Genomic DNA, 21990 nt, shown 5'->3' with positions numbered 1-21990 from the left:
CGGGTGCGGGTGCGCTAGTTGAGCGCCTTGCCGCCCGTGGTGAGCGGCTCGACCGAGCTGGGGGTCAGCGCGAGGGCGAGGCCGGAGAGGCCGATGCCGAAGAAGAGGAAGTCGTCCACGATCGTGAAGCCGGTCGGCGTGAGGCCGCCGAGCTCGTTGTCGACGACGCTGAGCACGCCCATGAGCGTGAACAGGCCGCCGAACGCGGCGAGCGCGCCGCGGATGGCGCCCGGGCCGATCTGCCGGGTGCCGGCGAGCAGCAGCGCGACGGCGCTGGCCAGGTAGAGGACGTCGACGAAGAAGTCGACGTTGAGGATCCCGAGCAGGTGCGAGCCCTCGATGAAGAGCCCCACGAACCCGTGGCCGCCGAGCACGGCCGCGACCATCACCATCCACGCCTTGCCCATGATCCGGTTCCCCTCGGTGACGGGCCCGCCGCTCGACGGGCACCTCCTCCACCGAACCGGGCGCGACGGGGAGCGCCAAGGTCGCGGGACGGGACTCCCAGGATCCGTTGAGGTCCTCCCGGCGAAGCCGCCCGCCCCCGCAGGCTGGGCATCCGCCGCCCGCCGACACACTGCTCGATCCCCGGCGTAGCGTCCGACGGACAGCACATCGGCCGGCCAGGAGCCGACCTCGACACGACTCGGAGATGCACATGTCAGAACGCAACACCGTCATCCGCAGCATGCACGACCTCGGCCTCGCGGCCTGGTTCGGCGGGTCCCTCATGGGCGCGGTCGGCCTCAACGGAGCTGCCGCCGCCGCGAAGCAGCCGCAGGAGCGCCTGCGCCTGTCGTCCATCGGCTGGGCGAGGTGGGCGCCCGTGCAGCTCGCGGCCCTCGGCGCGCACGCCGTCGGCGGGCTCGGCCTCATCTACGCGAACAAGGGCCGCCTCGCGGCCCAGGGCGAGGCCCGCTCGAACACGAACGTGAAGGCCGTGCTGACCATCGCCGCCGCCGGCACGACGCTGTACTCGGCGCTCGTCGGCACGCGCATGGCCAAGCACCAGGACGAGGGCGCCAAGGGCACCACCGAGCCCGGCGCCGGCTCCTCGAAGGAGCTCGCGAGCGCGCAGAAGCAGCAGAAGGCGCTCCAGTGGGCGATCCCCGCGCTGACCGCGGTGCTCGTCGTGCTCGCCGCCCAGCAGGGCGAGCAGCAGCGGCCGGTCGCGGGCTGGATCGACCGCATCAAGCACTAGACCCGATGCGTCACGACGGCGGGGTGCCTCCGGGTGCCCCGCCGTCGTGCTGCGCGGGGTCGTCGTCGGCGCTCGCCTCGCGGGCCGCGTCCCGGGCATCGCGGGCGCGCATGCTCCGGGCCTTCAGCCCGCCCAGGAGCATGAGGACGCCGCAGATCAGCATCCCGGCGGCGAGCACGGCGAACGGCGTGCCCCGGTAGCCGACGCGGCCGGGATCGGCCAGCGTCTGGATCGCCGCGATCAGGCCGAACGCGAGGAAGAAGATCCCGCCCCCGATCGCCCCCGCGGGCGACCTCGTCTCCTTGGCGAGCCTGGTGAGCATGGGCCGTCCCTCCGTGCGGACGCCAGGTGCCCGCCTGACCTCCAGCATGGCGTGCGTCCGGCGGCGCGGCCAGGAGTCAGAACGCGTACCGGATGCGGCAGTACGGCATGATCCGCGCCACGAGCGCCGTGAACTCGGCCACCGCGTCGCCCTTGAGGCCGCGGCGGTAGCGGACGTTGATGGCGCCGTTCTCGCTGACCTTGCGCTCCTGCATGCCCGGCTGCCAGATGAGCTCCTCGGCCTTCGGGTGCCAGCCCATGTTCACCTCGTGGAGCTGCTCGTTGTGCGTGAGCATGATGACCTCGGCCGCGAGCTGCGCCTTCGTGCGCGCGCTGAGCGTGTCGTCGAGCGTGCGGAGCAGCTGCTCCCACTCGGCGCGCCAGCCCGGCGTGAGGATGACGGGCGAGAAGTTGAGGTGCACCTCGTAGCCGGCCTCCACGAAGTCGTCGATGGCGGCGATGCGCTCCGGGATGGGCGAGGTGCGGATGTCGGTGACCCGCGCGACGGCCTCGGGCATGAGCGAGAAGCGCACGCGCGTGCGGCCCATCGGATCCCACCCGAGCATGTCGCGGTTGACGTGCTTGGTGGCGAACGACGCCTTGGCGGTGGGCGACATGCGGAACAGCTCCACCAGGTCCTGCACGTTGGCGCTCACGCGGGCGTCGGCCGAGCAGTCGCTGTTCTCCCCGATGTCGTAGACCCACGCCTCGGGGTCGCACTGGGTGGGCTCGACCTTGGGGCCCTGCTTGTGGATGTGCCGGGCCACGTGCCGCTGGATCTGGTCGATGTTCGCGAACACGGTGATGGGGTTGCTGTAGCCCTTGCGCCGCGGCACGTAGCAGTAGGCGCACGCCATGGCGCAGCCGTTCGCGGTGGACGGCGCGATGAAGTCGGCCGAGCGCCCGTTGGGCCGCGTGACGAGCGACTTCTTCACGCCCACCACGAGCGCCTCCGTCTTGATGCGCACCCAGCGCGCGACGTTCGCCTCGTCGCCGTGCACCTCGGGGATCCGCCAGTGCGACGCGACCTCCACGATGGTGGCGTCGGGCCACGCCGCCACGATCTCCTGCCCGCGCGGCAGCTCGAGCGCGGCCGGCTCCGCGTAGATGCGCGTGATGTCGAGCAGGCCGCGACGCGGTCGGGCGTCGGCGACGGGAGCGGGGGTGGTCACGGATCCGGTCTACCGGCCACCCCCGACATCGCCGCCGCCGCGAGCGAGCGAGCGAGGCGAGCGCCAGCGCCCGCTCAGCAGGTGCTGCGGTACTCGCTGATCTGCAGGCTCACGACGGGCGCCGGGCAGATGAAGCGCTCGTAGCGGGTGTCCGCGTCGACGTGGCGCTTCAGCCACGCGATGCTCGCGCTCGCGATGGTCGTGTTCGAGATGTTCGGCGCGAAGTGGCTCGCCCCGCGCAGCTCCAGGTAGGCCTTCTCCGACGCCTGCGTCAGCGACTCGTAGAAGGGCTCCGCGTGGCGGGAGACCGGCGCGACGCTGTCGTCCTCCGCGCCGATGACGAGCGTGGGCGCGACGACCTCCGGCCACGTCTTGTCGAGGTTGTAGGGCGTCATCGGGATGACCGCGCGGATCGCCGGCTCGTCCTTGGCGGCCTGCAGGGATCCGCCGCCGCCCATCGAGTGGCCCATGACCGCGAGGCGGGAGCCGTCGACGCGGCCCCGCACGGAGCTCTCGTCGACCACGTACGCGAGCGCCGCGCGCAGCTGGTCGCCGCGCGAGCTCGGCTGGTCGGAGGTGGTGATCGTGTCGATGGTGAAGACGACGAAGCCCTGCGACGCGAGGCGCGGGCCGAGCCAGGCGATGCTCGACTCGCGCGCCGTGTAGCCGGGCGCGATGGCGACGACCCCGAAGGTGCCCGCGCTGGTGCTCGTCGGGTAGTGGATGGTGCCGCCGCCGAATCCGCGCGCCGCGAACCGCGACACCGACGTCTCCGCCACGGCGAAGGATCCCCGCGTGGCCTCGATGCTCGCGGTGCTGGGCTCGGGTCCCCGCTCGTACGGGTTGACCGCCGCCGCCTGCGCGGGAGCGGCGAGGCCGAGGGCGGCCCCCGCCGCCACCAGCATCGCCGCCGTGGTCAGGAGGCCGCGTCGGCCCCTCGTGGTCGTGATCGTGCTCATGTGTCCCCCCGGACGTCTGGTGCGCCCGCCCATCCCGGGAACACGGTCCCGGGCCCCGCGGGCGCGTCGTGCGATGGACGCTACATTTGCTCTACCGAGTGGTCAAGCAATCTGCGTGACGGGGGCGCCCGTGCGCCGAAGAGGGGGCGGATCCGCATGGGCGACGATCCCGTGGACGGACGGCGGCTGCGCTACGCCCACCGCCGCGGCGAGCTGCTCCGGGCGGCGACCGAGCACGTCCTCGAGCACGGCCTCGACGACCTCACGCTGCGCGGCCTCGCGGACGGGGTCGGCGTCAGCCACGCGACGCTCGTGCACCACTTCGCGACCCGCGACGGGCTCATCGCGGAGATCGTCGAGCGCGTGCTCGCCGAGACGTTCTCCTCCCCCGACCTCGTCGCCGGCGCCGAGGACCCGCTGCGCGCGCTGTGGGCGCGGGCCACCGCACCCGAGGGCCGGAGGCACGTGCGGCTCTTCGTCGCGATCACCGGCCGCAGCATGCACGGCGACCCGCCCTTCGCCGACGCCGTGGCGCGCTCCCTCCGCGACCGCACCGCCCTCGTCGCCGGGGCCCTCGAGGCCGCCGGGCGCCCGCCGGCGGAGGCGTCGGCCGCGGCCACCGTGATCCTCGGGGTGATGCGCGGCCTCATGGTCGACCTGCTCGTCACCGGCGACTCCGCGCGGGTCGACGCGGCGTTCGCCGCCTTCGTCGCGGGGCAGGCGCGCGCCGCGGGCTGACCACGGCACCCACCCCCCGATCCGGGGCCCGGGCTCCGGATCCCGGTAGCGCGACGCGGAAAGCCAGTGGATCCGCCCGCCCTGGCCGTTGTGCCCGGCCCCGCGCCAGCGGATCGTGTGGAGCGCGGATGCCCATGGACGAGCCGTGCGCAGCGCAGAGCTCTCGGAGCGTGCCCATGTTCGACAAGAAGTTCATCACCCAGGCCATCGACAAGAGCGCGCAGTCGCCGCTGGACCGTCGCCGCTTCTTCACCGCCGCGGGCGTCGCGGGACTCGGCGTCGGTGCCGCGGCCCTGATCCCCGCGACCGGCGCCCAGGCGGCCGACGCGCAGGCCGAGGCCGACGCCGGTGCCGTCACCGACGCCGCAGTCCTCAACTTCGCGCTGAACCTCGAGTACCTCGAGGCGGAGTTCTACCTCCGCGCGTCGACCGGCAACGGGCTGGTCCCGAACGACATCTCCGGCGTCGGCACGGCGGGTGGCGTGACCGGTGGTCGTCAGGTGCAGTTCAAGGACCGGGCGATCCGCGAGTACGCGCGCGAGATCGCGCAGGACGAGAAGGCGCACGTGAAGTTCCTGCGCGCAGCGCTCGGGTCGGCGAAGGTCGCGCGTCCCGCGATCGACCTCGACGCCGCGTTCTCCGCCGCCGCGACCGCGGCGGGCCTGATCCAGCCGGGGCAGAAGTTCGACGCGTTCGCGTCGGACGAGAACTTCCTGCTCGCGTCGTTCGTGTTCGAGGACGTCGGAGTCACCGCCTACAAGGGCGCAGCCCCGCTGATCACGAACAAGACGTACCTCGAGGCGGCCGCCGGCATCCTCGCGGTCGAGGCGTACCACGCCGGGATCATCCGCACCTCGCTGTACGCGCGGGGCCTGGCCGCGCCGACCAACGCGATCTCCAACGCCCGCGACTCCCTGGACGGGTCCTCGGACCTGGACCAGGGCATCACGATCAACGGCGGCGCGAACCTGGTCCCGACGGACGCGAACGCGATCGCGTTCAGCCGCACGACCGGCCAGGTCCTGAACATCGTGTACCTGAACAACAAGGCCGTGACGAAGGGCGGGTTCTACCCCAACGGCGTCAACGGCGGCATCAACACCAGCGGCGCCAACTAGCCCGCTCCGGGGTCGGGGTGCCCTCGCGCACCCCGGCCCCTGCCCGTCTCCCGCGCACCGGATCCCCGGCGGAGCGTGACGAACACCCGGCCCGGAACGTCCACTCCATGACACGCGATCGCATCCCGGTCGCGCAGGACGGAGGATCCATGAGCACCGCATCCGCGCCCGACGCGCGCTCCCGAGCGGCGTCCCCCCTGCACGCGCTGGCCGCGCTCGGCGCCCGCACCGACGGCGCCCCGGCCCCACGACACCGCGGCATCGGTCCGGGGGGCGACGCCACCGTCGACTCCATCGCGCCCGGGGCCCTCACGCCCGAGGACGGGTCCCTCCTCGCCCGCGCCGCGGACCCCGCGAGCTGGGCGGCCGAGAGCGCCGCCCCCGCGCTCCGCCGCGGCAGCATGTCCGGCACCGACCTCGACGAGGCCGTCGACCGCTACGCCGCGCTCCACCCGGGCACCGAGTTCCACGCCGAGGAGGGGCCGGGCGACTTCGCCTACCGGTACTCCTTCGTGGGCGACGACAACGTCACGCTGCGCTCGTCGAGCTTCCCCGCCCGCCACTGGGGCCGCCTCCCGGCCCTGCCGGACTACGTCGTGGCCTGGTGGCGCGAGGGGTCCGGCGCGGTCGACGTGGGTTCCCACGAGGTGCGCTCGAGCGGATCCCGTCCCTTCCTGCTCCCTTCCGGCCGGCCATTCAGCTTCCGCTGCGAGCCGGGCGTGCAGAACCTCGTCCACATCGACGCCGGCTTCCTCGAGGAGACCGCGGCCGAGGTGCACGACGGCCGCCCGCGCCCGCTCGTCTTCGACCACGCCAAGGCGCCGGGCGTCGAGCAGGCGTCCCTCTGGCGACGCGCGGTCGGCGAGGCGAGCCCCGTGCTGCAGGACGTCGCCGCGAGCCCGCTGCTGCGGATGCAGGCCGGGCTCCTCGTGGCGCGCGCCACGCTCCAGCTCTTCCCGTGGCACGACGTGCCGTTCAGCGCCGAGATGCGGGCGCCGCGGATGAGCTCCGTGCGCACCGCGATCGAGTACCTGCACCACCACGCCGACCGGCCCATCACGCCGGCCGATGCGGCGCGAGCCGCCGGGATCAGCACGCGCGTGCTCCAGCTCGCCGTGCGCCGGTACGAGGACACGACCCCGAGCGCGCTGCTCCGCGGGATCCGCCTCGACCGGGTGCGCGCCGAGCTGCGCGACGCGTCGCCCGCCACGACCACCGTGCGCGCCGTCGCCGAGCAGTGGGGCTTCGGCCACCTGGGCCGCTTCGCCGCGTCCTACGCCGACCGGTTCGGCGAGCTGCCGAGCGCCACGCTCCGCGGCTGACCCGCCGCCGGGCCGCAGACGCGGAGCCGCGACCGCCGGGCCGCCGCCGGGCCGGGAGCTATCCGCTCCCGCCCCGTCCCGTGTCCGGCGGACGAAGCGACGCCCGGCCTCCCTGGGAGTCGCCTGAGCCGCGTGCCGAACCGCCCCGTCGATGCGTCTGAATGACGAGTCGGGTTCGCGAGGCCACCTCCGATCCCCTCCACGCAGCAGCACCACCGCAGACCGTCCACCACCACGAGAGAGAGACACCATGTCGAGCATCACCCCCACGTCCGCGTCCACAGGCGTCACCGGCACCGGCAGCACCGGCAGCACCGGCGGCAAGAACACCATCGCCGACGGCGTCATCGAGAAGGTCGCCGGAATCGCCGCGCGCCAGGTGGCCGGCGTCCACGACCTCGGCAACGGCGCGGCCCGTGCCGTCGGCGCGATCCGCAACGTGATCGGCCAGCAGGACCGCGGCCAGGGCATCTCCGTCGAGGTCGGCGAGACCCAGGTCGCCGTCGACGTCACGCTCATCGCCGAGTACCCGGTCGACCTGCAGCAGGTCGCCGACGACGTGCGCTCCGCCATCACCGACGCCATCGACCAGGTCGTCGGCATGGAGGTCACCGAGGTCAACGTCACGATCACCGACGTGAACCTCCCCTCCGACAAGTCGTCCGACGACGACGCGGCCGAGAAGCGCGTCCAGTGACCCCCACCGTCACGGGCCTCCTCGTCGGGGCGGTCCTCGCGCTCTCCGGCCTCGCCTTCGGGTTCGGCGGCTTCCTCCTCGTCCTGATCTTCATGGCCGTCGGCTTCGGCGTCGGCCGCGTGCTCGAGGGCAAGCTGGACGTCCGCGGCCTCGCCGACGCCCTCCGCGGGCGCCGGTCGTCGTGACCTCCGCGATCGCGGAGCCCGGGACGCCCGACACCGCCTCCCGGGCGACGCGGGGCCGCACCACCATCACGTCGCGCGCCGTGCGCCGCGTGGTCTCCGCCGTCACGGCGGACGCCCTCGAGGTGCCCGCCGGCGACGTCTCCGTCACCCTGACGGACGTCGGCGGCAAGCTCACCGTCGAGGCGCGCACGCCCATCCGCGTCCCCGCGCTCTCGGACCGCCCGGTCCGGGAGGGCTCGCTGGTCGAGCGCCTCACGCGGGCGCAGACGGAGGTCCGCGAGCGGGTCCTCGGCCTCACGGGATCCACCGTGGGGCGCGTCGACCTCCGCATCACGGGAGCCCGGATCCAGGAACGCAGGAGGGTCTCATGAGCACCGACAGCACCTACCGCCGCCTCGTGCGGCGGGAGACGCACTCGTCGCGGGCCGGCATCGCCATCACGATCGCCGTCCTGCTGATCCTGGTGCTCGCCTGGCTCGGCACCGAGTCGGTCCTCGCGGCCGTCGGCACCGCGCCGCTGCTCCTGGCGCCCGCCGACCTCGCGTCGTCCGCGCTCCAGGCGGCGTCGGCCCCGGCCGGCGCGCTGGTCGCGATCGGCGTCGTCGTCGCGATCATCGGGCTCGTCCTGGTGATCGTGGGCCTCAAGCCCGGCAGCCGCGGCCGTCGCGGCGGGTCCATCGGCCGCACCGCGGCCGTCGTGGACGACCGCGTCATCGCGCGCTCGATCGCCCTCACGGCCAGCTACGCGGGCGAGGTGTCGCCCGACCAGGTCGACGTCAGCGTCTCCGCGCGCCAGGCGCTCGTCCGGCTGACCCCCTCCACGGGCTACACGCCGGACCGGGCCGCCATCGAGCAGGCCGTACGCGCCGAGCTCGACGGGTACGACTACACGCCGGCGCTCACCGCCAAGGTGACGCTCGCGACGAACGGGAAGGTGGGCTCATGACCAGCACGAACCGGGCGCTGAACCGCCTCCTCGTCATCGTGGTCGGGCTCGTCCTCCTCGCGGTCGGCGTGGCCCTCGGCGCGGGCAGCCTGCTGCCCGACGTGCAGTCGACGGTCTCCGGCGCGGCGTCCGACGCCGAGCAGCCGGTCTCCGACGCGCTCTCGGGCGGCCAGCCGTGGATCCTCTGGGTCGTCGCCCTCGCGGCGCTCGTGCTCATCGTGGTCCTCGCGTGGTTCGCGCTCCGCCAGGGGCACGGCCGCACCGGCACCCTCGTGCGCATCGAGGGCGGACGCGACGGCTCGACGCCCACGGGCGGCGCGCTCGTCATCGACGCGAAGCTCGCGCAGCAGCTGATCGAGGACGCCCTGCACGACGATTCCGGGATCGTGTCCGTCGACGTGGCCGCGTTCGAGGTGGCCCACGCCACCGTGCTGCGGGTCACCGCGGTCGCCCGACGCGGCGTCTCGCCCGTCGCGGTGCGCCGCACGGTCGACGAGGCCGTGACGCGGCTGGACGCGGTGCTCGGCACCGAGGTCCCGGTCGTCATCCAGATCACCGGCGGCCTCCGCTCGAGCATGTCGAGCGAGACCCGCCTGGCCTGATCGCCCGCCCGCCCCGGCACGGATCCCCATCGGTCCGCGCCGGGGCGGACCCCTGCCCGCACCACGAGAGAAGAGACGCACCATGACCGACGACGGCACCTCCTCCCGCGGCGGCTGGTTCGGCGGGTCCTTCGCGCAGAAGGCCGTCGACCCCGTGCTCCGCGCGGTGCGCGCGGAGATCGACTCGGCGAAGCGCGAGATCGGCGAGCGCGCCCGCTCCGCCCGGACGGGCGCGATCCTGCTGGGCGCCGGCGTGGCGCTCGCGCTCGTGTCGCTGGGCCTCCTGGCCACGCTGGTCGTCGCGCTCCTGCTGCTCGCGCTGCCGCTGTGGGCGTCCGCGCTCATCACGCTGGCGCTGTTCGCGATCGCGACCGCGGTGGTCGTGAAGGTCGGGCTCGCCCGGCTCTCGCGCGGCGTGCCACCCGTGCCGTCGGACACGCTGTCGCACGCGCGCGACCGGATCCGGCCCGGCGACCGCGACGCGTCGGGCGACGCGGGCCCGAGCGGATCCGCCGCCTCCGCCGACCGATGACCGCGCCATCCGCACGCCCCGCCGCCCGGCTCCCCTGTGGACGCCGGGCGGCGGCGTCGGGATCGCTCCCGTATGTTGACCGTTCACGCCCGCTCGGCCCGGCGGCACCACGCGTCGCCATCAGGCCGTCGGACAACCGCAGACCGCCGTCCCCCGGACGACCGACCCGCCACGCGGGCGGTCTGCTCGGTGGCCCGGCATGGGAGGCACACCGATGAACCTGTCCCGACGCTCCGTCCTGGGCGGCGCCCTCGCCGCCGTCCCCGTCGCCCTCGTCGCCGCGGGTCCCGCGCACGCCGACGAGGCCGCACCCGCCACGCCCGCCCCCACCGGGGCCGCGCTCGCCTCGAACGGGCGCGCCGTCGTGCGCGACATCCAGCAGCAGCTGGTCGCCCGCTACGGCACCCGCACCGGCTTCCCCGCCGTCGTCACCGACGGCGTGTGGACCGGGGACGCCCACAAGGCGCTCATCCACGCGCTGCAGCTCGAGATCGGCATCGACGAGGCCACCGCCAACGGCGCCTTCGGTCCGCTCACGCGCGCCACGCTGCAGAAGCAGTCGTTGCCCACCGTGGGATCCGCCGACACCACCGGGTACCTCGGCCACCTGCTCCAGGCCGCGCTCGTGGTCATGAGCACGTGGGACGGCCCGGTCGACGGCCGCTTCTCCGCCGAGCAGTCGAAGCGCCTCGCGCAGTTCCAGCGCACGGTCGCCCTCCCCGAGAACGGCCAGGCCGACTACCGCACGTGGGCCGCGCTGCTCGCGAGCAACGGCGACGCGACGCGTCCGGGCAAGGCGGTGGACGGCATCACCGTCATCAACGCGGCCCGCGCGAAGACCCTCCGCGACGCCGGCTACACGGTCGTCGGGCGCTACCTCACGAACTCCGACCGGCCGGACGCGCTCGAGAAGCGCATCCAGGACGGCGAGCTCCAGGCCATCTTCGCCGGCGGCCTCAAGGTGTTCCCGATCTTCCAGGAGGGCGGCACCGACTCCACGTACTTCTCGTACGACCTCGGCGTGCGCGCCGCGGGCCGGGCCGTCGAGGCCGCCGACCACCTCGGGTTCCTGCCCGGCACGGTCATCTACTACGCCATCGACTTCGACGCCACGCGCGCCGAGGTCGAGACGTACCTGGAGCCGCACTTCCGGGGCATCCACGCGGAGCTCAAGCGCCGCGGCAGCGCGTACCGGGTCGGCGTCTACGCCGGCCGCCGCATCTGCGCCACGCTCGCGGCCGCGCACCTCACCGAGCTCAGCTACGTGGCCGACATGTCCACGGGCTGGGGTGCGAACCTCGGCGTCAAGATCCCGGAGAACTGGGCCTTCGACCAGATCCTCGAGCACACCGTCGGCGAGGGCGACCAGGCGTTCGACGTCGACACCAACGTGGTGTCGGGCCGCGACCCGGGCCAGGGCAAGGTGGCGCCCCGCCCCTGATCCACGGCGCGCCAGCGGCACCGCATCCGCGACCCTCGGGGCCGCCCGGACGATTCCCCCTCGTGGGGGACGACCGGGCGGCCCCGTTCCGTTGGGATGGGGACATGGCCCCGTCCCCGCTGCGTCCGCCCCGTCCGGCCCGCTCGTCACGGCCCGCGCGGCGGCAGGGCCGGAGCGGCGGTCCGCGGACGCGGTGCCGGCGGCCGACGCCGCGACCCTGCCGGCGGAGCCCCCGCGTGGTTGACTCCAGGGGCGACGGGGGTCGCGCGAGGGGAGCACGATGACGACGTCGGATGCGCACGGGGAGGACGAGGCGGTCGCCGCCGAGGTCCTCGAGGCACGGCTCGAGCCGGGGCCGCGGCGGCCGATCCGGCGGGCGCTCCGCGCGGCCGGCGCGATCCTGTCCGCCGTGGTCGGCGCGGAGGTGAGCGACCTCGGCCGGGAGGCCCAGCTCGTCGTGCGGCGCATCGACACGGGCCGCGAGGTCCTGCGCCGGGATGCCGGGAACCTCGTGGAGGCGGACCGGCTGCTCCAGCGCGCCCGGCTCGAGCTGGAGACGCGGAGCGCGCGGGCGTTCGCCGCGGACTGGCAGCTGGTCGACGCGAGGTCGGCCGATGCGTGACCGCGTCGGGTTCGGCCGCCGAGACGGTGCCGCGCATCGGGTCACGACGGCCGGCAGGATCGGCGAGGCGGGCCGCGGCGGGACCGCCGACCGCGCCGCCCGCATCCGCCTCGCGCTCATCGCCGCCCTGCTGACCGCGCTCGCGATCCCGCTCGGGCTCGCCGCGCCCGCGCACGCCGACGTGGACGACTTCTCCTTCCGGTCCTTCGACGCCGTCTACCGGCTGTCGGCCGATGCCGACGGCCGCTCCGTGCTCCGCACCACCGAGACGCTCGTGGCCGAGTTCCCCGACCGGGACCAGAACCGCGGGATCCGCCGCGAGCTCGTGCGGGACTACGACGGCCACCCCACCGCCCTCCGCGTGCTCTCCGTGACGGACGGATCCGGCGCCCCGCGCGCCTTCGACACCGAGTCGGAGGACGGCGCGACCGTGCTCACCATCGCCGACGACGGGTTCGTGCGGGGCGAGCAGACCTACGTCGTCGACTACGAGCAGCGCGACGTCACGCGCTCCTTCGCCGACACGGACGCCGACGAGTTCTACTGGGACGTCAACGGCCTGGGCTGGGCGCAGCCGTTCGGGCGGGTGACGGCGACCGTCGAGATCGCGCCGGAGCTCCTCGGCCGACTCACCGGCGGGGCGGACGCGGCGGCCGGGCCCGCGGGCGCCGACGGCCCGGCGTACATCACCCGCACCGACACGGGCTTCACGGCGACCGCGACGGACCTCGGCCCGCGCGAGAACCTCAGCCTGTCCATCGGCTTCGAGCGCGGCACCTTCACCGCGCGCGACTCCTCCTTCCTCGCGGCGCCGTGGCCGTCGCTGTCGCTCGCGGGCGCGCTGCTCGCCGTGGCCGCCGCCGTCGGCGCGGTCGTGCTGCGGCGCCGCCGCCTGTCGGACGCGCCCGGCCGCGGCACGATCGTCGCCGAGTACGACCCGCCGGAGGGCGTCGGCCTCCTCGTCTCCGCGGTGGTCTCGGGCTCCGCCGCGCGCGCGACGACCGCGCTCCTGCTCGACCTCGCGGTGCGCGGCGCCGTGCGGATCCTGGAGCGCGACGGCACGGGGAAGCCGTCGTTCGCGCTCGAGCTGGTGGATCCGTCGCGCGTCACGGACCCGGACGAGCGCGGCTTCGTCGCCGCGGTCTTCGGTGACGGCGCGGGGGCCGGCACCGTCACGGACCTGAAGCGCACGGATGCGCACGCGGCCACGCGGATCCAGAAGGTGATGGCGTCCGTGCGGAAGCGCACACTGGCCGACGGGCTGCGGAAGCCGCTGCCCGTGACCGCGATCGTGCTGCTGCTCGTCGCCGCGTCGATCGGCATGGCGGCGGCCATCGCGTTCGCCGTGCTGTCGCTCGTGGACGCGTACGGCGGGCCGATCGTGATCGCGTTCCTCGTGGCGGCCGCGCTCGCGCTCGGCGTGACGATCGTCGCGGTCGTGAAGCACCCGCTGACCGAGCGCGGCGTGGCGCTGCGCGACCACCTGCGCGGGTTGGAGGAGTTCATCCGGCTGGCCGAGGCCGACCGGATCCGGATGCTGCAGTCGCCCGAGGGCGCCCTGCGCGCCGACCTCCCGCGCGACGACCGCGACATGCTGCGCCTCACCGAGGAGCTGCTGCCGTACGCCGCCCTGTTCGGCCAGGAGCGGGAGTGGGGCGACGAGCTCGGGCGGCGCTACGAGCACCAGCGGCGCGAGCCGGTCTGGTACTCCGGCAGCACGCCGTTCGCGCCGGCCGTGTTCGCGTCGAGCCTCGGGTCGGTGTCCTCCAGCATGGGCGGCGCGTACTCGGGGTCGAGCACGAGCGGCGGATCCACGGGAGGGACGACCTCCGGCGGCGGCGGTGGAGGAGGCGGGGGCGGCGGGGTCTGACGCCGGCTCGGGGCCCGCGGCTCGGGGCCGCGGGTCAGGCGCCCGGCCGCGTCCAGTACTCGTAGCGCGAGGCGGTCCTGAAGCCGAGCCGCGCGTAGAGCGCCCGCGCACCCGCGTTCTCCTCGACGACCTGGAGCCACAGCCCGGTGATCCCGCGGTCGAGCCCGACGCGGACGGCCGCGCCCATGGCCGCGCGCGACAGGCCGCGGCGCCGGGCCTCCGGACGGGTGGCGACCGCGAAGAGGCCGCCCCAGCCGTCGACGAGCGCGAGCCGGGCGGTCGCGAGGACGCGGTCGCCGGCGCGGACCGCCGCGTACAGCGCCGGGCCGCGCACGAGGATCCGCCGCGCGACGTCGCGCTCCGCGGATCCGCCGCGCCCGTCGACGCTCCACCACGCGTCGAGCCAGGCGTCGTCGGGGGCGTCGTCGACCGTCACGACGAGGCCCGGGTCGAGCGCGCCGCCCGCACCGAGCGCGGCCGACGCACCGCGCGCATCAGCCGCCCCGAGCGCGTCGACGACCGCCGTCGCGTCCTGGACCTGCACGAGCGTCCGGGCCGCGGGGGCGTACCCGCGGGCGGCCAGCAGCGCCGCCAGGTCGGCGGGCTCGGACGCGGGCGACACCTGCACGCACGCGGCGATGCCGTGATCCCGCGCGAAGGCCTCGGCGTGGTCGAGGGCGGCGGCGGGATCGTCGACCGGTCCCGCCGGCAGCGCCGAGTTGGCGCGCTTGGTGACGCCGCCGGCCGCGCGGAGGATCCAGCCGCCGTGCCGCTCGCGGTGCTCGGCGGGCCAGCCGCGGTCGGCGAGGTCGTCGAGCAGGGCGGCGGCCGCGCGCGGGTCCATCGCGGCGACGGCGCCGCCACCGGCCGAGGCGGACGCGGCGGCGACCGAGGCGGGCTCTACGGCACCGGCACCGGCTGCGCCCGCCGATCCCCCGCTCACGCCAGCTCCCCCGCGTCCGCCGGCCCGCGCGCCACCTCGTCGTCGGCGTCCGCGGCCCGGAGCACGCGCAGCGCGTTGCCGCCCGCGAGCGCCCGGAGGTCATCGTCCGACCAGCCGCGCTCGGCCAGCGCGGCGATGAGCGCCGGGTACCGCGACACGTCCTCGAGCCCGTCGGGCGTGCGGTCGATGCCGTCGTAGTCGCCGCCGAGGCCCACGTGCCGGGATCCGGCGACCTCGCGGATCCGCTCCACGTGCCGCACGACGTCGGCGAGCGTCGCGCGCGGCCGCTCCCCCGGGCGCCGCGCGGCCACGGCCTGCACGCCCTCGTGGTCGCGCGGGTCCACGCCCTCGGCCACGGCGAGCGCCAGCGTCGCGTCGTGCCAGTCGGCGACCGCGGGCGACACGAACTGCGGCACGAAGGTCGCCATGCAGACGCCGCCGTTCGCCGGCAGCGACGCGAGCACGTCGTCGGGCACGTTGCGCGGCACGTCGCACGCGGCGCGCGCCCCCGAGTGCGAGAACAGCACGGGTCGCCGGGCGATCCGCAGCGCGTGCCGCATCACGTCGGCCGACACGTGCGAGAGGTCGACGAGCATGCCGATCCGCTCCATCTCCGCCACGACGCGCTCGCCCGCGGGGCTCAGCCCGTGCAGCACGGGCGCGTCGGTGGCCGAGTCGGCCCAGGCCACGTTCGCGTTGTGCGTGAGCGTCATGTAGCGCACCCCGAGCGCGCGCATCGCCCGCAGCACGCCGAGGGAGCCGCCGATCGAGTGGCCGCCCTCCATGCCGAGCAGCGACGCGATGCGGCCCGACGCGACGACGCGGTCCACGTCGTCGGCCGTCACGGCGAGCGCGAGCCGGTCCGGGTGCGCGGCCACGAGGCGGCGCACCACGTCGATCTGCTCGAGGGTGGAGCGCACCGGATCCACGTCGGGCAGGTCGGGCACCCACACCGACCAGAACTGGGCCGACACGCGGCCGCGCGCGAGCCGGGGCAGGTCGGTGTGCAGGCCGGGCACCGCGTCCTCCACCGCGAGCCGGGCGAGCACGTCGTCGCCGACGGACGCGCCCCGGCCGCCCTCCCGCACGGCGCGCTCGCGGAGCGCCCAGGCGAGGTCGTCGTGGCCGTCGACGACGCCCTGCGCGTCGAGCAGGCGCGCGACGCGGTCGGCGAGGGGGGAGGGGGCGGGCGCGTCCGTCATCCGCGGATCAGCGCCCGGTGCCGTCGACCGCGAGCGGCTCGATGGCCGCCAGCTCGTCGTCGGTGAGCGCCGGGGCGCCGGCCGCGGCCACGTTCTGCTCCAGCTGCTCCACGCTCGACGCGCCGATGAGCGCGCTCGTGATCCCCGGGTGCCGCAGCACCCACGTGAGCGCGAGCTGCGCGAGCGTCTGCCCGCGCCCCTCGGCGACGGCCTGCAGGCCGCGCGCCCGCTCCAGGTAGACGGACGAGACGGCGGACTCGTCGAGGAACCCGCTGGTCGCGGCGCGCGAGTCGGAGGGGATGGATCCGGACAGGTACCGGTCGGTGAGCAGCCCCTGCGCGAGCGGCGAGAACACGATGCAGCCCGATCCGGCCTCCTCCAGCACGGGCAGCAGCCCGCCCTCGACGTGCCGGTTGAACATCGAGTAGCTCGGCTGGTGGATGGTCAGCGGCACCTTGTGCTCGGCGAGCGCCGCGACCGCGCGCTCGGTCTGCTCGGGCGAGTAGTTGCTGATGCCGGCGTAGAGCGCCTTGCCCTGGTGCACCGCGGTCGCGAGCGCGCCCATGGTCTCCTCGATGGGCGTCTCCGGATCCGGCCGGTGCGAGTAGAACACGTCGACGTACTCGAGGCCCATGCGCCCGAGGCTCTGGTCGAGCGACGCGAGCATCGACTTGCGGGAGCCCCACTCGCCGTAGGGGCCGTCCCACATGAGGTAGCCGGCCTTGGAGGAGATGACGATCTCGTCGCGGTACGGGCGGAGGTCCTCGGCGAGGATCCGGCCGAACGCGGTCTCGGCGCTGCCGGGGGGCGGGCCGTAGTTGTTGGCGAGGTCGAAGTGGGTGATGCCGAGGTCGAACGCGCGACGGACGATGGCGCGCTGGGTGTCGATCGGGCGGGCGGTGCCGAAGTTGTGCCAGAGGCCGAGGGAGAGCTCGGGGAGTTTGAGCCCCGAGCGGCCGGAGCGGCGGTAGGGCATGGAGGAGTAGCGATCGGGATGAGCGACGTAGGTCATCCGCCGAGCGTAGCGAGGGCGGCCGGCGCGACCTGCGCGGCCGGCCCGGGCGGCGGCGCGCGGCCATCGCGCGGCCATCGCGCGGCCATCGCGCGGGGCGGACCCTCCACCCGCTGTCCGCTGGCGACAAGCCCCTAGGCGACCGGCGGGCGATGGCCTTCACTGAGAGCGTGCACACCATCCACTACGCCGACGGCCGCTACCTGACGGGCGACGACATCGCCCGCGCCGTGGTCGAGTGCGCGCAGGCGCTCGCCCGGGAGGGCATGGCGGCGGCGACCGTGACGGTGCCCGTCCGGCTGCCCGAGGGCGGCGTGGGCGAGGTGGAGATCCTCATCGGCCCGGCCAGCCAGATCGTGGTGGAGCAGGCCGGCCCCGCGGAGGACGAGCTGCGCGACCCGGAGGCCGTGGAGCGGATCCGCGCGATCTCCGTGCGCGCACGCCAGTCGCAGTCGAGCACGAGCGTGACCGCCGACCGGCAGGACGGCACGGCCGTCCCCGGGCTCGAGGACCTGGACTAGGCGCGCGCACCCGCGCCGGCACGGGAGGATGGATCCGTCCCCACCCGCACCGACGCGAGGAGCCCCATGTCCGACACCGCCGTCCCCTCCGCCCTCCTCCACCTCCGGGCCTCCGGCGTCTCGCTGGTCCTCGACCTCGTCGACGGGCGCCTCCCGGCCGTCGTGCACTGGGGCGCGGACCTCGGCGAGACGACCGCGGCCGACCTCGAGACGCTGGTGCGCGCGTCGGTCGAGCCGATCGTGGGCAGCATCGCGGACACGCCCGTGCGGCTCTCGATCCTGCCCGAGGCGCACACGTCGTGGATGGGCAAGCCCGGCCTCGAGGGGCACCGCGACGGCGCCGACTGGTCGCCGATGTTCCGCGTCACGGCCGCGACCGTCGACGGCTCCCCGCTCCCGTCGGGCGTCGACGGCCGGCCCGGATCCGCGTCCGCCGGCCCCGCGCTCGTGCACGTCGACGCGGTCGACGACGCCGCCGGCCTCGCGCTCGGCATGGACGTCGAGCTGCTGCCGTCCGGCCTCGTCCGGATGCGCGCCGAGGTCCGCAATCTGCGCGACGACGTCTACTCCGTCGGCGCCCTCCAGCTCGCGCTGCCGCTCCCGGCCGAGGCCCGCGAGATCCTCGACTTCGCCGGACGCTGGGGCCTCGAGCGCACGCCGCAGCGCCGGGAGCTCGTCGTCGGGATCCACGAGCGCGAGGGCCGCAAGGGCCGCACCGGGCCCGACGCCGCGACCCTCCTCTCCGTCGGCACGCCCGGCTTCGGCTTCCGCCACGGCGACGTGCGCGGCGTGCACGTCGCGTTCAGCGGCAACCATCGCCACTACGCCGAGCGCCTCTCCACGGGCCGCCAGGTGATCGGCGGCGGCGAGCTCCTCCTGCCCGGCGAGGTGCGCCTCGCCCGCGACGAGGCGTACGCGAGCCCCTGGGTCTACGCGGCGTTCGGGCACGGCCTCGACGACCAGGCCGCCCGCTTCCACCGCTTCCTGCGCGCCCGCGACTCCCACCCGCGCCGCGACCGGCCCATGACGATCAACGTCTGGGAGGCCGTCTACTTCGACCACGACCTCGCGCGCCTGACGGACCTCGCGGATCGCGCCGCCGCCCTCGGAGTGGAGCGCTACGTGCTCGACGACGGCTGGTTCCGCCACCGCCGCGACGACCACGCCGGCCTCGGCGACTGGTACGTCGACGAGACCGTGTGGCCCGACGGGCTCGACCCGATCGTCGACCACGTCACGGGCCTCGGCATGGAGTTCGGTCTCTGGTTCGAGCCGGAGATGGTGAACGAGGACTCCGACCTGGCGCGCGCGCATCCGGAGTGGATCATGGCCACCGGCGGCCGCCTCCCCCGCCGGGCCCGCGACCAGCAGGTGCTCGACCTCGTGATCCCGGAGGCGTACGCCTACGTGCTCGAGCGGATGACCGCGATCCTCAGCGCCCACGACATCGCCTACGTGAAGTGGGACCACAACCGCGACCTCGTCGACGCCGGCGTCCACCCGCGCGGCGAGGCGGGCGTGCACCGGCAGACGCTCGCGGCGTACCGGCTCATGGACGAGCTGCGGGCGCGCTTCCCCGGCCTCGAGATCGAGGCGTGCGCATCCGGCGGCGCCCGTGTCGACCTCGGCGTGCTCGAGCGCACCGACCGCGTGTGGGTCTCCGACTGCATCGACCCGCTCGACCGCCAGCAGATGATGCGCTGGACCATGCAGCTCCTCCCGCCGGAGCTGATGGGCTCGCACATCGCCTCGGGCGTCAGCCACACCACCGGCCGCGCGCACCGCCTCGCGTTCCGCGCGGGCTCGGCGCTGTACGGCCACCTCGGAATCGAGTGGGACCTGGCGCAGGCCACCGAGGAGGAGAACGCCGACCTCGCCGCGTGGATCGCCCTCTACAAGGAGGAGCGCGCGCTGATGCACACGGGCACGGTCGTGCGCGCCGACGGGAGCGACCCCACGCTGCTGGTCCACGGCGCCGTCGCGCCGGACGCCGCTTCCGCGCTGTTCTTCCTCGCGTCGATCGGCCGCTCCGAGGTCTCCCCGCGCGGCCGCTTCCTGCTGCCGGGCCTGGATCCCGAGCGCCGCTACCGCGTGGAGCCCGTGCGCGTCGGCACCCCCGAGCCCGGCTTCACGGCCCCGGCCTGGTGGGACGGCGTCGAGCTCACCGGCCGCGCGCTGGCCGCGTCGGGCCTGCACGCACCGGCGATGCTGCCGGAGTCGATCGCGATCCTGCGGGTGACGGCGGTCTGATCCGCGAGCCGCAGGCCCCGACCGCGACCGCGACCGCGACGCACACGACGACGGCCCGCGGCGCGCTCCCGGCGAGGAGCGCGCCGCGGGCCGCGTCCGGGTCAGGCGCCCGGCGCCTGCTCCCCCGGCTCGTCGCTCCACGCGCGGCCGACCGTGAGGCCGTCGCCGTCGGGCGCGAGGTCGACCCGCACCGCGTCGCCGTCGCGCACGTCGCCCGCGAGGAGCTCGCGCGCGAGGCGGTCGTCGATCTCGCGCTGCATCAGCCGGCGGAGCGGACGCGCGCCGTACAGCGGGTCGTGCCCGCGCTCGGCGAGCCAGCGGCGGGCGTCCGGCGTGACGCCCAGCGTGAGCCGCCGCTCCGAGAGGCGCACGCCGAGCCGGTCGATGTAGAGCTCGACGATCTGGCCGAGGTCCTCGAGCGACAGCGTCTGGAACACGACGATGTCGTCGAGCCGGTTCACGAACTCCGGCTTGAACGTCTGGCGCACGAGCTGCTGCACGGCCTGCTCGCGCTGGTCGAGCGGCAGCGTGGCGTCGCTGATGAACTGCGAGCCGAGGTTGCTGGTGAGCACGAGGATCACGTTGCGGAAGTCGACCGTGCGGCCCTGCCCGTCGGTGAGCCGGCCGTCGTCGAGCACCTGCAGCAGCACGTCGAACACCTCGGGGTGGGCCTTCTCGACCTCGTCGAGCAGCACCACCGAGTACGGGCGGCGCCGCACGGCCTCGGTGAGCTGGCCGCCCTGCTCGTAGCCGACGTACCCGGGAGGGGCGCCCACGAGCCGCGAGACGGCGAACTTCTCGCCGTACTCGCTCATGTCGATGCGGACCATGGCCTTCTCGTCGTCGAACAGGAACTCCGCCAGGGCCTTCGCGAGCTCCGTCTTGCCGACGCCCGTGGGGCCGAGGAAGAGGAAGGATCCCGTGGGCCGGCCCGGGTCGGAGATGCCGGCGCGCGTGCGGCGCACCGCGTCGGCGACGGCCCGCACGGCCGGCTTCTGGCCGATGAGCCGCTTGCCGAGCTCCTGCTCGAGGTGCAGCAGCTTCTCGGTCTCGCCCTGGAGCAGCCGGCCGACGGGGATCCCGGTCCAGGCCGCCACGACCGCGGCGATGTCCTCGGCCGTCACCTGCTCGTTCACGAGCCGGTCCTCCGCGGACGGCACCGACTCCGCGGCCTCCGCCTGCGCGACCTCGCGCTCGATCACCGGGATCTCGCCGTAGAGCAGGCGCGACGCCTTCTCCAGGTTCCCCTCGCGCTGGGCCCGCTCGGCGCGGATCCGCAGCTCATTCAGCTCGTCCTTCAGCTTGCCGACGCGGTTGACGCTCGCGCGCTCCGCCTCCCACCGCCGCTGCAGGTCGCCGAGGGACGCCTCCCGCACGGCGATGTCCTCCCGCAGCTTCTCCAGCCGCGCCTTCGACGCCTCGTCCTTCTCGCGCTTCAGCGCCAGCTCCTCGAGCCGCATCCGGTCGACCGCGCGCCGCAGCTCGTCGATCTCGACGGGCGACGAGTCGATCTCCATCCGCAGCCGCGACGCGGCCTCGTCGATGAGGTCGATGGCCTTGTCCGGCAGCTGCCGGGCCGGGATGTAGCGGTTGGAGAGCGATGCCGCGGCGACGAGCGCCGCATCCGTGATGGGCACCTGGTGGTGCGCCTCGTACCGGCCCTTGAGCCCGCGGAGGATCGCGACGGTGTCCTCGACGCTCGGCTCGCCCACGTAGACCTGCTGGAAGCGGCGCTCGAGCGCGGCGTCCTTCTCGATGTACTGGCGGTACTCGTCGAGCGTGGTGGCGCCGATGAGGCGCAGCTCGCCGCGCGCGAGCATGGGCTTGAGCATGTTCGACGCCGCCACGGATCCCTCGCCGCCGCCCGCGCCCATGAGCGTGTGCAGCTCGTCGACGAAGGTGATGACCTCGCCGTCGGCGTCGTCGATCTCCTTGAGCACGGCCTTCAGCCGCTCCTCGAACTCGCCGCGGTACTTCGCGCCCGCGACGAGCGCCGCGAGATCCAGCGAGACGAGCTGCTTGCCCTTCAGCGAGTCGGCCACGTCGCCCGCGACGATGCGCTGCGCGAGGCCCTCGACCACGGCGGTCTTGCCGACGCCGGGCTCGCCGATGAGCACCGGGTTGTTCTTGGTGCGCCGCGTGAGCACCTGGCTGATGCGCCGGATCTCCGCGTCGCGTCCGATGACCGGGTCGAGCTTTCCGCTCTTCGCGATCTCGGTCAGGTTCACCCCGTACTGCTCGAGCGCGGTCTTCGCGTTCTCGTCGGTGGCGGGTGCGCCCTGCATGTTGGCCACTGCGTTCCTTCCCTCACGTACTTGAGTCTGAGTGACTCAAGT

The 21990-nt window shown here is 74.7% G+C and carries 23 protein-coding genes; 15 read left to right on the top strand and 8 right to left on the bottom strand.

What is annotated here, in order from left to right; translation table 11 throughout:
* Positions 1-14: 14 nt before the first annotated feature.
* A complete protein-coding gene (locus FGG90_RS12735) occupies positions 15-407 on the bottom strand; it encodes a hypothetical protein (protein ID WP_094126618.1) in 393 nt (130 codons plus the stop codon).
* 251 nt (positions 408-658) lie between these two features.
* Here FGG90_RS12735 and FGG90_RS12730 point away from each other — a divergent pair, with 251 nt between their 5' ends.
* Complete coding sequence (locus FGG90_RS12730; RefSeq protein WP_094131284.1) at positions 659-1201, top strand: hypothetical protein; 543 nt, start codon at positions 659-661, stop codon at positions 1199-1201.
* Between the two features lie 10 nt (positions 1202-1211).
* Here the strand turns inward: FGG90_RS12730 and FGG90_RS12725 are convergent, their stop codons facing one another.
* The 3 genes from FGG90_RS12725 to FGG90_RS12715 form a co-directional block, all read right to left on the bottom strand.
* Entirely contained in the window at positions 1212-1523 is a 312-nt protein-coding gene (locus FGG90_RS12725) for a hypothetical protein (protein WP_094126619.1), read from the bottom strand.
* 76 nt (positions 1524-1599) lie between these two features.
* The gene (locus FGG90_RS12720) at positions 1600-2694 is read right to left on the bottom strand and encodes a spore photoproduct lyase family protein (protein ID WP_210433017.1); all 1095 of its coding nucleotides are present in this window, start codon (positions 2692-2694) and stop codon (positions 1600-1602) included.
* A 74-nt stretch (positions 2695-2768) separates the two neighbouring features.
* On the bottom strand, positions 2769-3653 hold the full coding sequence (locus FGG90_RS12715) for a poly(ethylene terephthalate) hydrolase family protein (protein ID WP_094126620.1): 885 nt from the start codon (positions 3651-3653) through the stop codon (positions 2769-2771).
* Between the two features lie 156 nt (positions 3654-3809).
* Between FGG90_RS12715 and FGG90_RS12710 the strand changes: the two genes are divergently transcribed.
* The 12 genes from FGG90_RS12710 (at position 3810) to FGG90_RS12655 (ending at position 13726) form a co-directional block, all read left to right on the top strand.
* The gene (locus FGG90_RS12710) at positions 3810-4391 is read left to right on the top strand and encodes a TetR/AcrR family transcriptional regulator (RefSeq protein WP_094126621.1); all 582 of its coding nucleotides are present in this window, start codon (positions 3810-3812) and stop codon (positions 4389-4391) included.
* A 176-nt stretch (positions 4392-4567) separates the two neighbouring features.
* Entirely contained in the window at positions 4568-5509 is a 942-nt protein-coding gene (locus FGG90_RS12705; RefSeq protein ID WP_094126622.1) for a ferritin-like domain-containing protein, read from the top strand.
* 149 nt (positions 5510-5658) lie between these two features.
* Entirely contained in the window at positions 5659-6831 is a 1173-nt protein-coding gene (locus tag FGG90_RS12700; RefSeq protein WP_094126623.1) for an AraC family transcriptional regulator, read from the top strand.
* A gap of 250 nt (positions 6832-7081) precedes the next feature.
* A complete protein-coding gene (locus FGG90_RS12695) occupies positions 7082-7528 on the top strand; it encodes an Asp23/Gls24 family envelope stress response protein (RefSeq protein ID WP_094126624.1) in 447 nt (148 codons plus the stop codon).
* Positions 7525-7713 (top strand): DUF2273 domain-containing protein, encoded by a 189-nt coding sequence (locus FGG90_RS12690; RefSeq protein ID WP_015489105.1) that lies wholly within the window; start codon positions 7525-7527, stop codon positions 7711-7713. The genes FGG90_RS12695 and FGG90_RS12690 overlap by 4 nt, the downstream gene beginning before the upstream one ends.
* Entirely contained in the window at positions 7710-8084 is a 375-nt protein-coding gene (locus FGG90_RS12685) for a hypothetical protein (protein ID WP_094126625.1), read from the top strand. The genes FGG90_RS12690 and FGG90_RS12685 overlap by 4 nt, the downstream gene beginning before the upstream one ends.
* The gene (locus tag FGG90_RS12680) at positions 8081-8659 is read left to right on the top strand and encodes a hypothetical protein (RefSeq protein ID WP_094126626.1); all 579 of its coding nucleotides are present in this window, start codon (positions 8081-8083) and stop codon (positions 8657-8659) included. Before FGG90_RS12685 ends, FGG90_RS12680 begins: the two co-directional genes overlap by 4 nt.
* A complete protein-coding gene (locus tag FGG90_RS12675) occupies positions 8656-9261 on the top strand; it encodes a hypothetical protein (RefSeq protein ID WP_094126627.1) in 606 nt (201 codons plus the stop codon). The genes FGG90_RS12680 and FGG90_RS12675 overlap by 4 nt, the downstream gene beginning before the upstream one ends.
* Positions 9262-9343: 82 nt before the next feature.
* Complete coding sequence (locus FGG90_RS12670) at positions 9344-9793, top strand: phage holin family protein (RefSeq protein WP_094126628.1); 450 nt, start codon at positions 9344-9346, stop codon at positions 9791-9793.
* Positions 9794-10007: 214 nt separating this feature from the next.
* Positions 10008-11234 carry a glycoside hydrolase domain-containing protein gene (locus FGG90_RS12665; RefSeq protein WP_237583383.1) on the top strand — a complete coding sequence of 409 codons (1227 nt, stop codon included), beginning with the start codon at positions 10008-10010 and terminating at the stop codon, positions 11232-11234.
* Positions 11235-11514: 280 nt separating this feature from the next.
* The gene (locus FGG90_RS12660) at positions 11515-11856 is read left to right on the top strand and encodes a hypothetical protein (RefSeq protein ID WP_094126630.1); all 342 of its coding nucleotides are present in this window, start codon (positions 11515-11517) and stop codon (positions 11854-11856) included.
* Positions 11849-13726, top strand: a complete 1878-nt coding sequence (locus FGG90_RS12655) for a DUF2207 family protein (RefSeq protein WP_094126631.1) — start codon at positions 11849-11851, stop codon at positions 13724-13726. Before FGG90_RS12660 ends, FGG90_RS12655 begins: the two co-directional genes overlap by 8 nt.
* A 34-nt stretch (positions 13727-13760) precedes the next feature.
* Here the strand turns inward: FGG90_RS12655 and FGG90_RS12650 are convergent, their stop codons facing one another.
* From FGG90_RS12650 to FGG90_RS12640, 3 genes are read right to left on the bottom strand one after another with little or no spacing between them, the layout of a single operon-like run.
* The gene (locus tag FGG90_RS12650; protein ID WP_237583381.1) at positions 13761-14669 is read right to left on the bottom strand and encodes a GNAT family N-acetyltransferase; all 909 of its coding nucleotides are present in this window, start codon (positions 14667-14669) and stop codon (positions 13761-13763) included.
* On the bottom strand, positions 14666-15871 hold the full coding sequence (locus FGG90_RS12645) for a dipeptidase (RefSeq protein ID WP_094126632.1): 1206 nt from the start codon (positions 15869-15871) through the stop codon (positions 14666-14668). The genes FGG90_RS12650 and FGG90_RS12645 overlap by 4 nt, the downstream gene beginning before the upstream one ends.
* A gap of 7 nt (positions 15872-15878) precedes the next feature.
* The gene (locus FGG90_RS12640; protein WP_094126633.1) at positions 15879-16883 is read right to left on the bottom strand and encodes an aldo/keto reductase; all 1005 of its coding nucleotides are present in this window, start codon (positions 16881-16883) and stop codon (positions 15879-15881) included.
* Positions 16884-17035: 152 nt separating this feature from the next.
* On the opposite strand from FGG90_RS12640, the gene FGG90_RS12635 reads away from it, so the two are divergent.
* Positions 17036-17404, top strand: coding sequence for a hypothetical protein (locus FGG90_RS12635; protein WP_094126634.1), 369 nt, complete (start codon positions 17036-17038; stop codon positions 17402-17404).
* A 66-nt stretch (positions 17405-17470) separates the two neighbouring features.
* Positions 17471-19654 (top strand): alpha-galactosidase, encoded by a 2184-nt coding sequence (locus FGG90_RS12630; RefSeq protein ID WP_094126635.1) that lies wholly within the window; start codon positions 17471-17473, stop codon positions 19652-19654.
* A gap of 101 nt (positions 19655-19755) precedes the next feature.
* Here the strand turns inward: FGG90_RS12630 and FGG90_RS12625 are convergent, their stop codons facing one another.
* Entirely contained in the window at positions 19756-21948 is a 2193-nt protein-coding gene (locus tag FGG90_RS12625) for an ATP-dependent Clp protease ATP-binding subunit (protein WP_094126637.1), read from the bottom strand.
* Positions 21949-21990 lie beyond the last annotated feature (42 nt).

The sequence above is a fragment of the Clavibacter michiganensis subsp. tessellarius genome (assembly GCF_021922985.1).
GTDB lineage: Bacteria > Actinomycetota > Actinomycetes > Actinomycetales > Microbacteriaceae > Clavibacter > Clavibacter tessellarius.
This window is presented reverse-complemented; position numbering and strand designations above follow the sequence as displayed.

Excerpts from the sequence above, each read along its gene's own strand:
- FGG90_RS12735 (WP_094126618.1), bottom strand. The coding sequence starts at position 407 with ATGGGCAAGGCGTGGATGGTGATGGTCGCGGCCGTGCTCGGCGGCCAC.
- FGG90_RS12730 (WP_094131284.1), top strand. The coding sequence starts at position 659 with ATGTCAGAACGCAACACCGTCATCCGCAGCATGCACGACCTCGGCCTC.
- FGG90_RS12725 (WP_094126619.1), bottom strand. The coding sequence starts at position 1,523 with ATGCTCACCAGGCTCGCCAAGGAGACGAGGTCGCCCGCGGGGGCGATC.
- FGG90_RS12715 (WP_094126620.1), bottom strand. The coding sequence starts at position 3,653 with ATGAGCACGATCACGACCACGAGGGGCCGACGCGGCCTCCTGACCACG.
- FGG90_RS12710 (WP_094126621.1), top strand. The coding sequence starts at position 3,810 with ATGGGCGACGATCCCGTGGACGGACGGCGGCTGCGCTACGCCCACCGC.
- FGG90_RS12705 (WP_094126622.1), top strand. The coding sequence starts at position 4,568 with ATGTTCGACAAGAAGTTCATCACCCAGGCCATCGACAAGAGCGCGCAG.
- FGG90_RS12700 (WP_094126623.1), top strand. The coding sequence starts at position 5,659 with ATGAGCACCGCATCCGCGCCCGACGCGCGCTCCCGAGCGGCGTCCCCC.
- FGG90_RS12695 (WP_094126624.1), top strand. The coding sequence starts at position 7,082 with ATGTCGAGCATCACCCCCACGTCCGCGTCCACAGGCGTCACCGGCACC.
- FGG90_RS12680 (WP_094126626.1), top strand. The coding sequence starts at position 8,081 with ATGAGCACCGACAGCACCTACCGCCGCCTCGTGCGGCGGGAGACGCAC.
- FGG90_RS12675 (WP_094126627.1), top strand. The coding sequence starts at position 8,656 with ATGACCAGCACGAACCGGGCGCTGAACCGCCTCCTCGTCATCGTGGTC.
- FGG90_RS12670 (WP_094126628.1), top strand. The coding sequence starts at position 9,344 with ATGACCGACGACGGCACCTCCTCCCGCGGCGGCTGGTTCGGCGGGTCC.
- FGG90_RS12665 (WP_237583383.1), top strand. The coding sequence starts at position 10,008 with ATGAACCTGTCCCGACGCTCCGTCCTGGGCGGCGCCCTCGCCGCCGTC.
- FGG90_RS12660 (WP_094126630.1), top strand. The coding sequence starts at position 11,515 with ATGACGACGTCGGATGCGCACGGGGAGGACGAGGCGGTCGCCGCCGAG.
- FGG90_RS12655 (WP_094126631.1), top strand. The coding sequence starts at position 11,849 with ATGCGTGACCGCGTCGGGTTCGGCCGCCGAGACGGTGCCGCGCATCGG.
- FGG90_RS12645 (WP_094126632.1), bottom strand. The coding sequence starts at position 15,871 with ATGACGGACGCGCCCGCCCCCTCCCCCCTCGCCGACCGCGTCGCGCGC.
- FGG90_RS12640 (WP_094126633.1), bottom strand. The coding sequence starts at position 16,883 with ATGACCTACGTCGCTCATCCCGATCGCTACTCCTCCATGCCCTACCGC.
- FGG90_RS12635 (WP_094126634.1), top strand. The coding sequence starts at position 17,036 with ATGGCCTTCACTGAGAGCGTGCACACCATCCACTACGCCGACGGCCGC.
- FGG90_RS12630 (WP_094126635.1), top strand. The coding sequence starts at position 17,471 with ATGTCCGACACCGCCGTCCCCTCCGCCCTCCTCCACCTCCGGGCCTCC.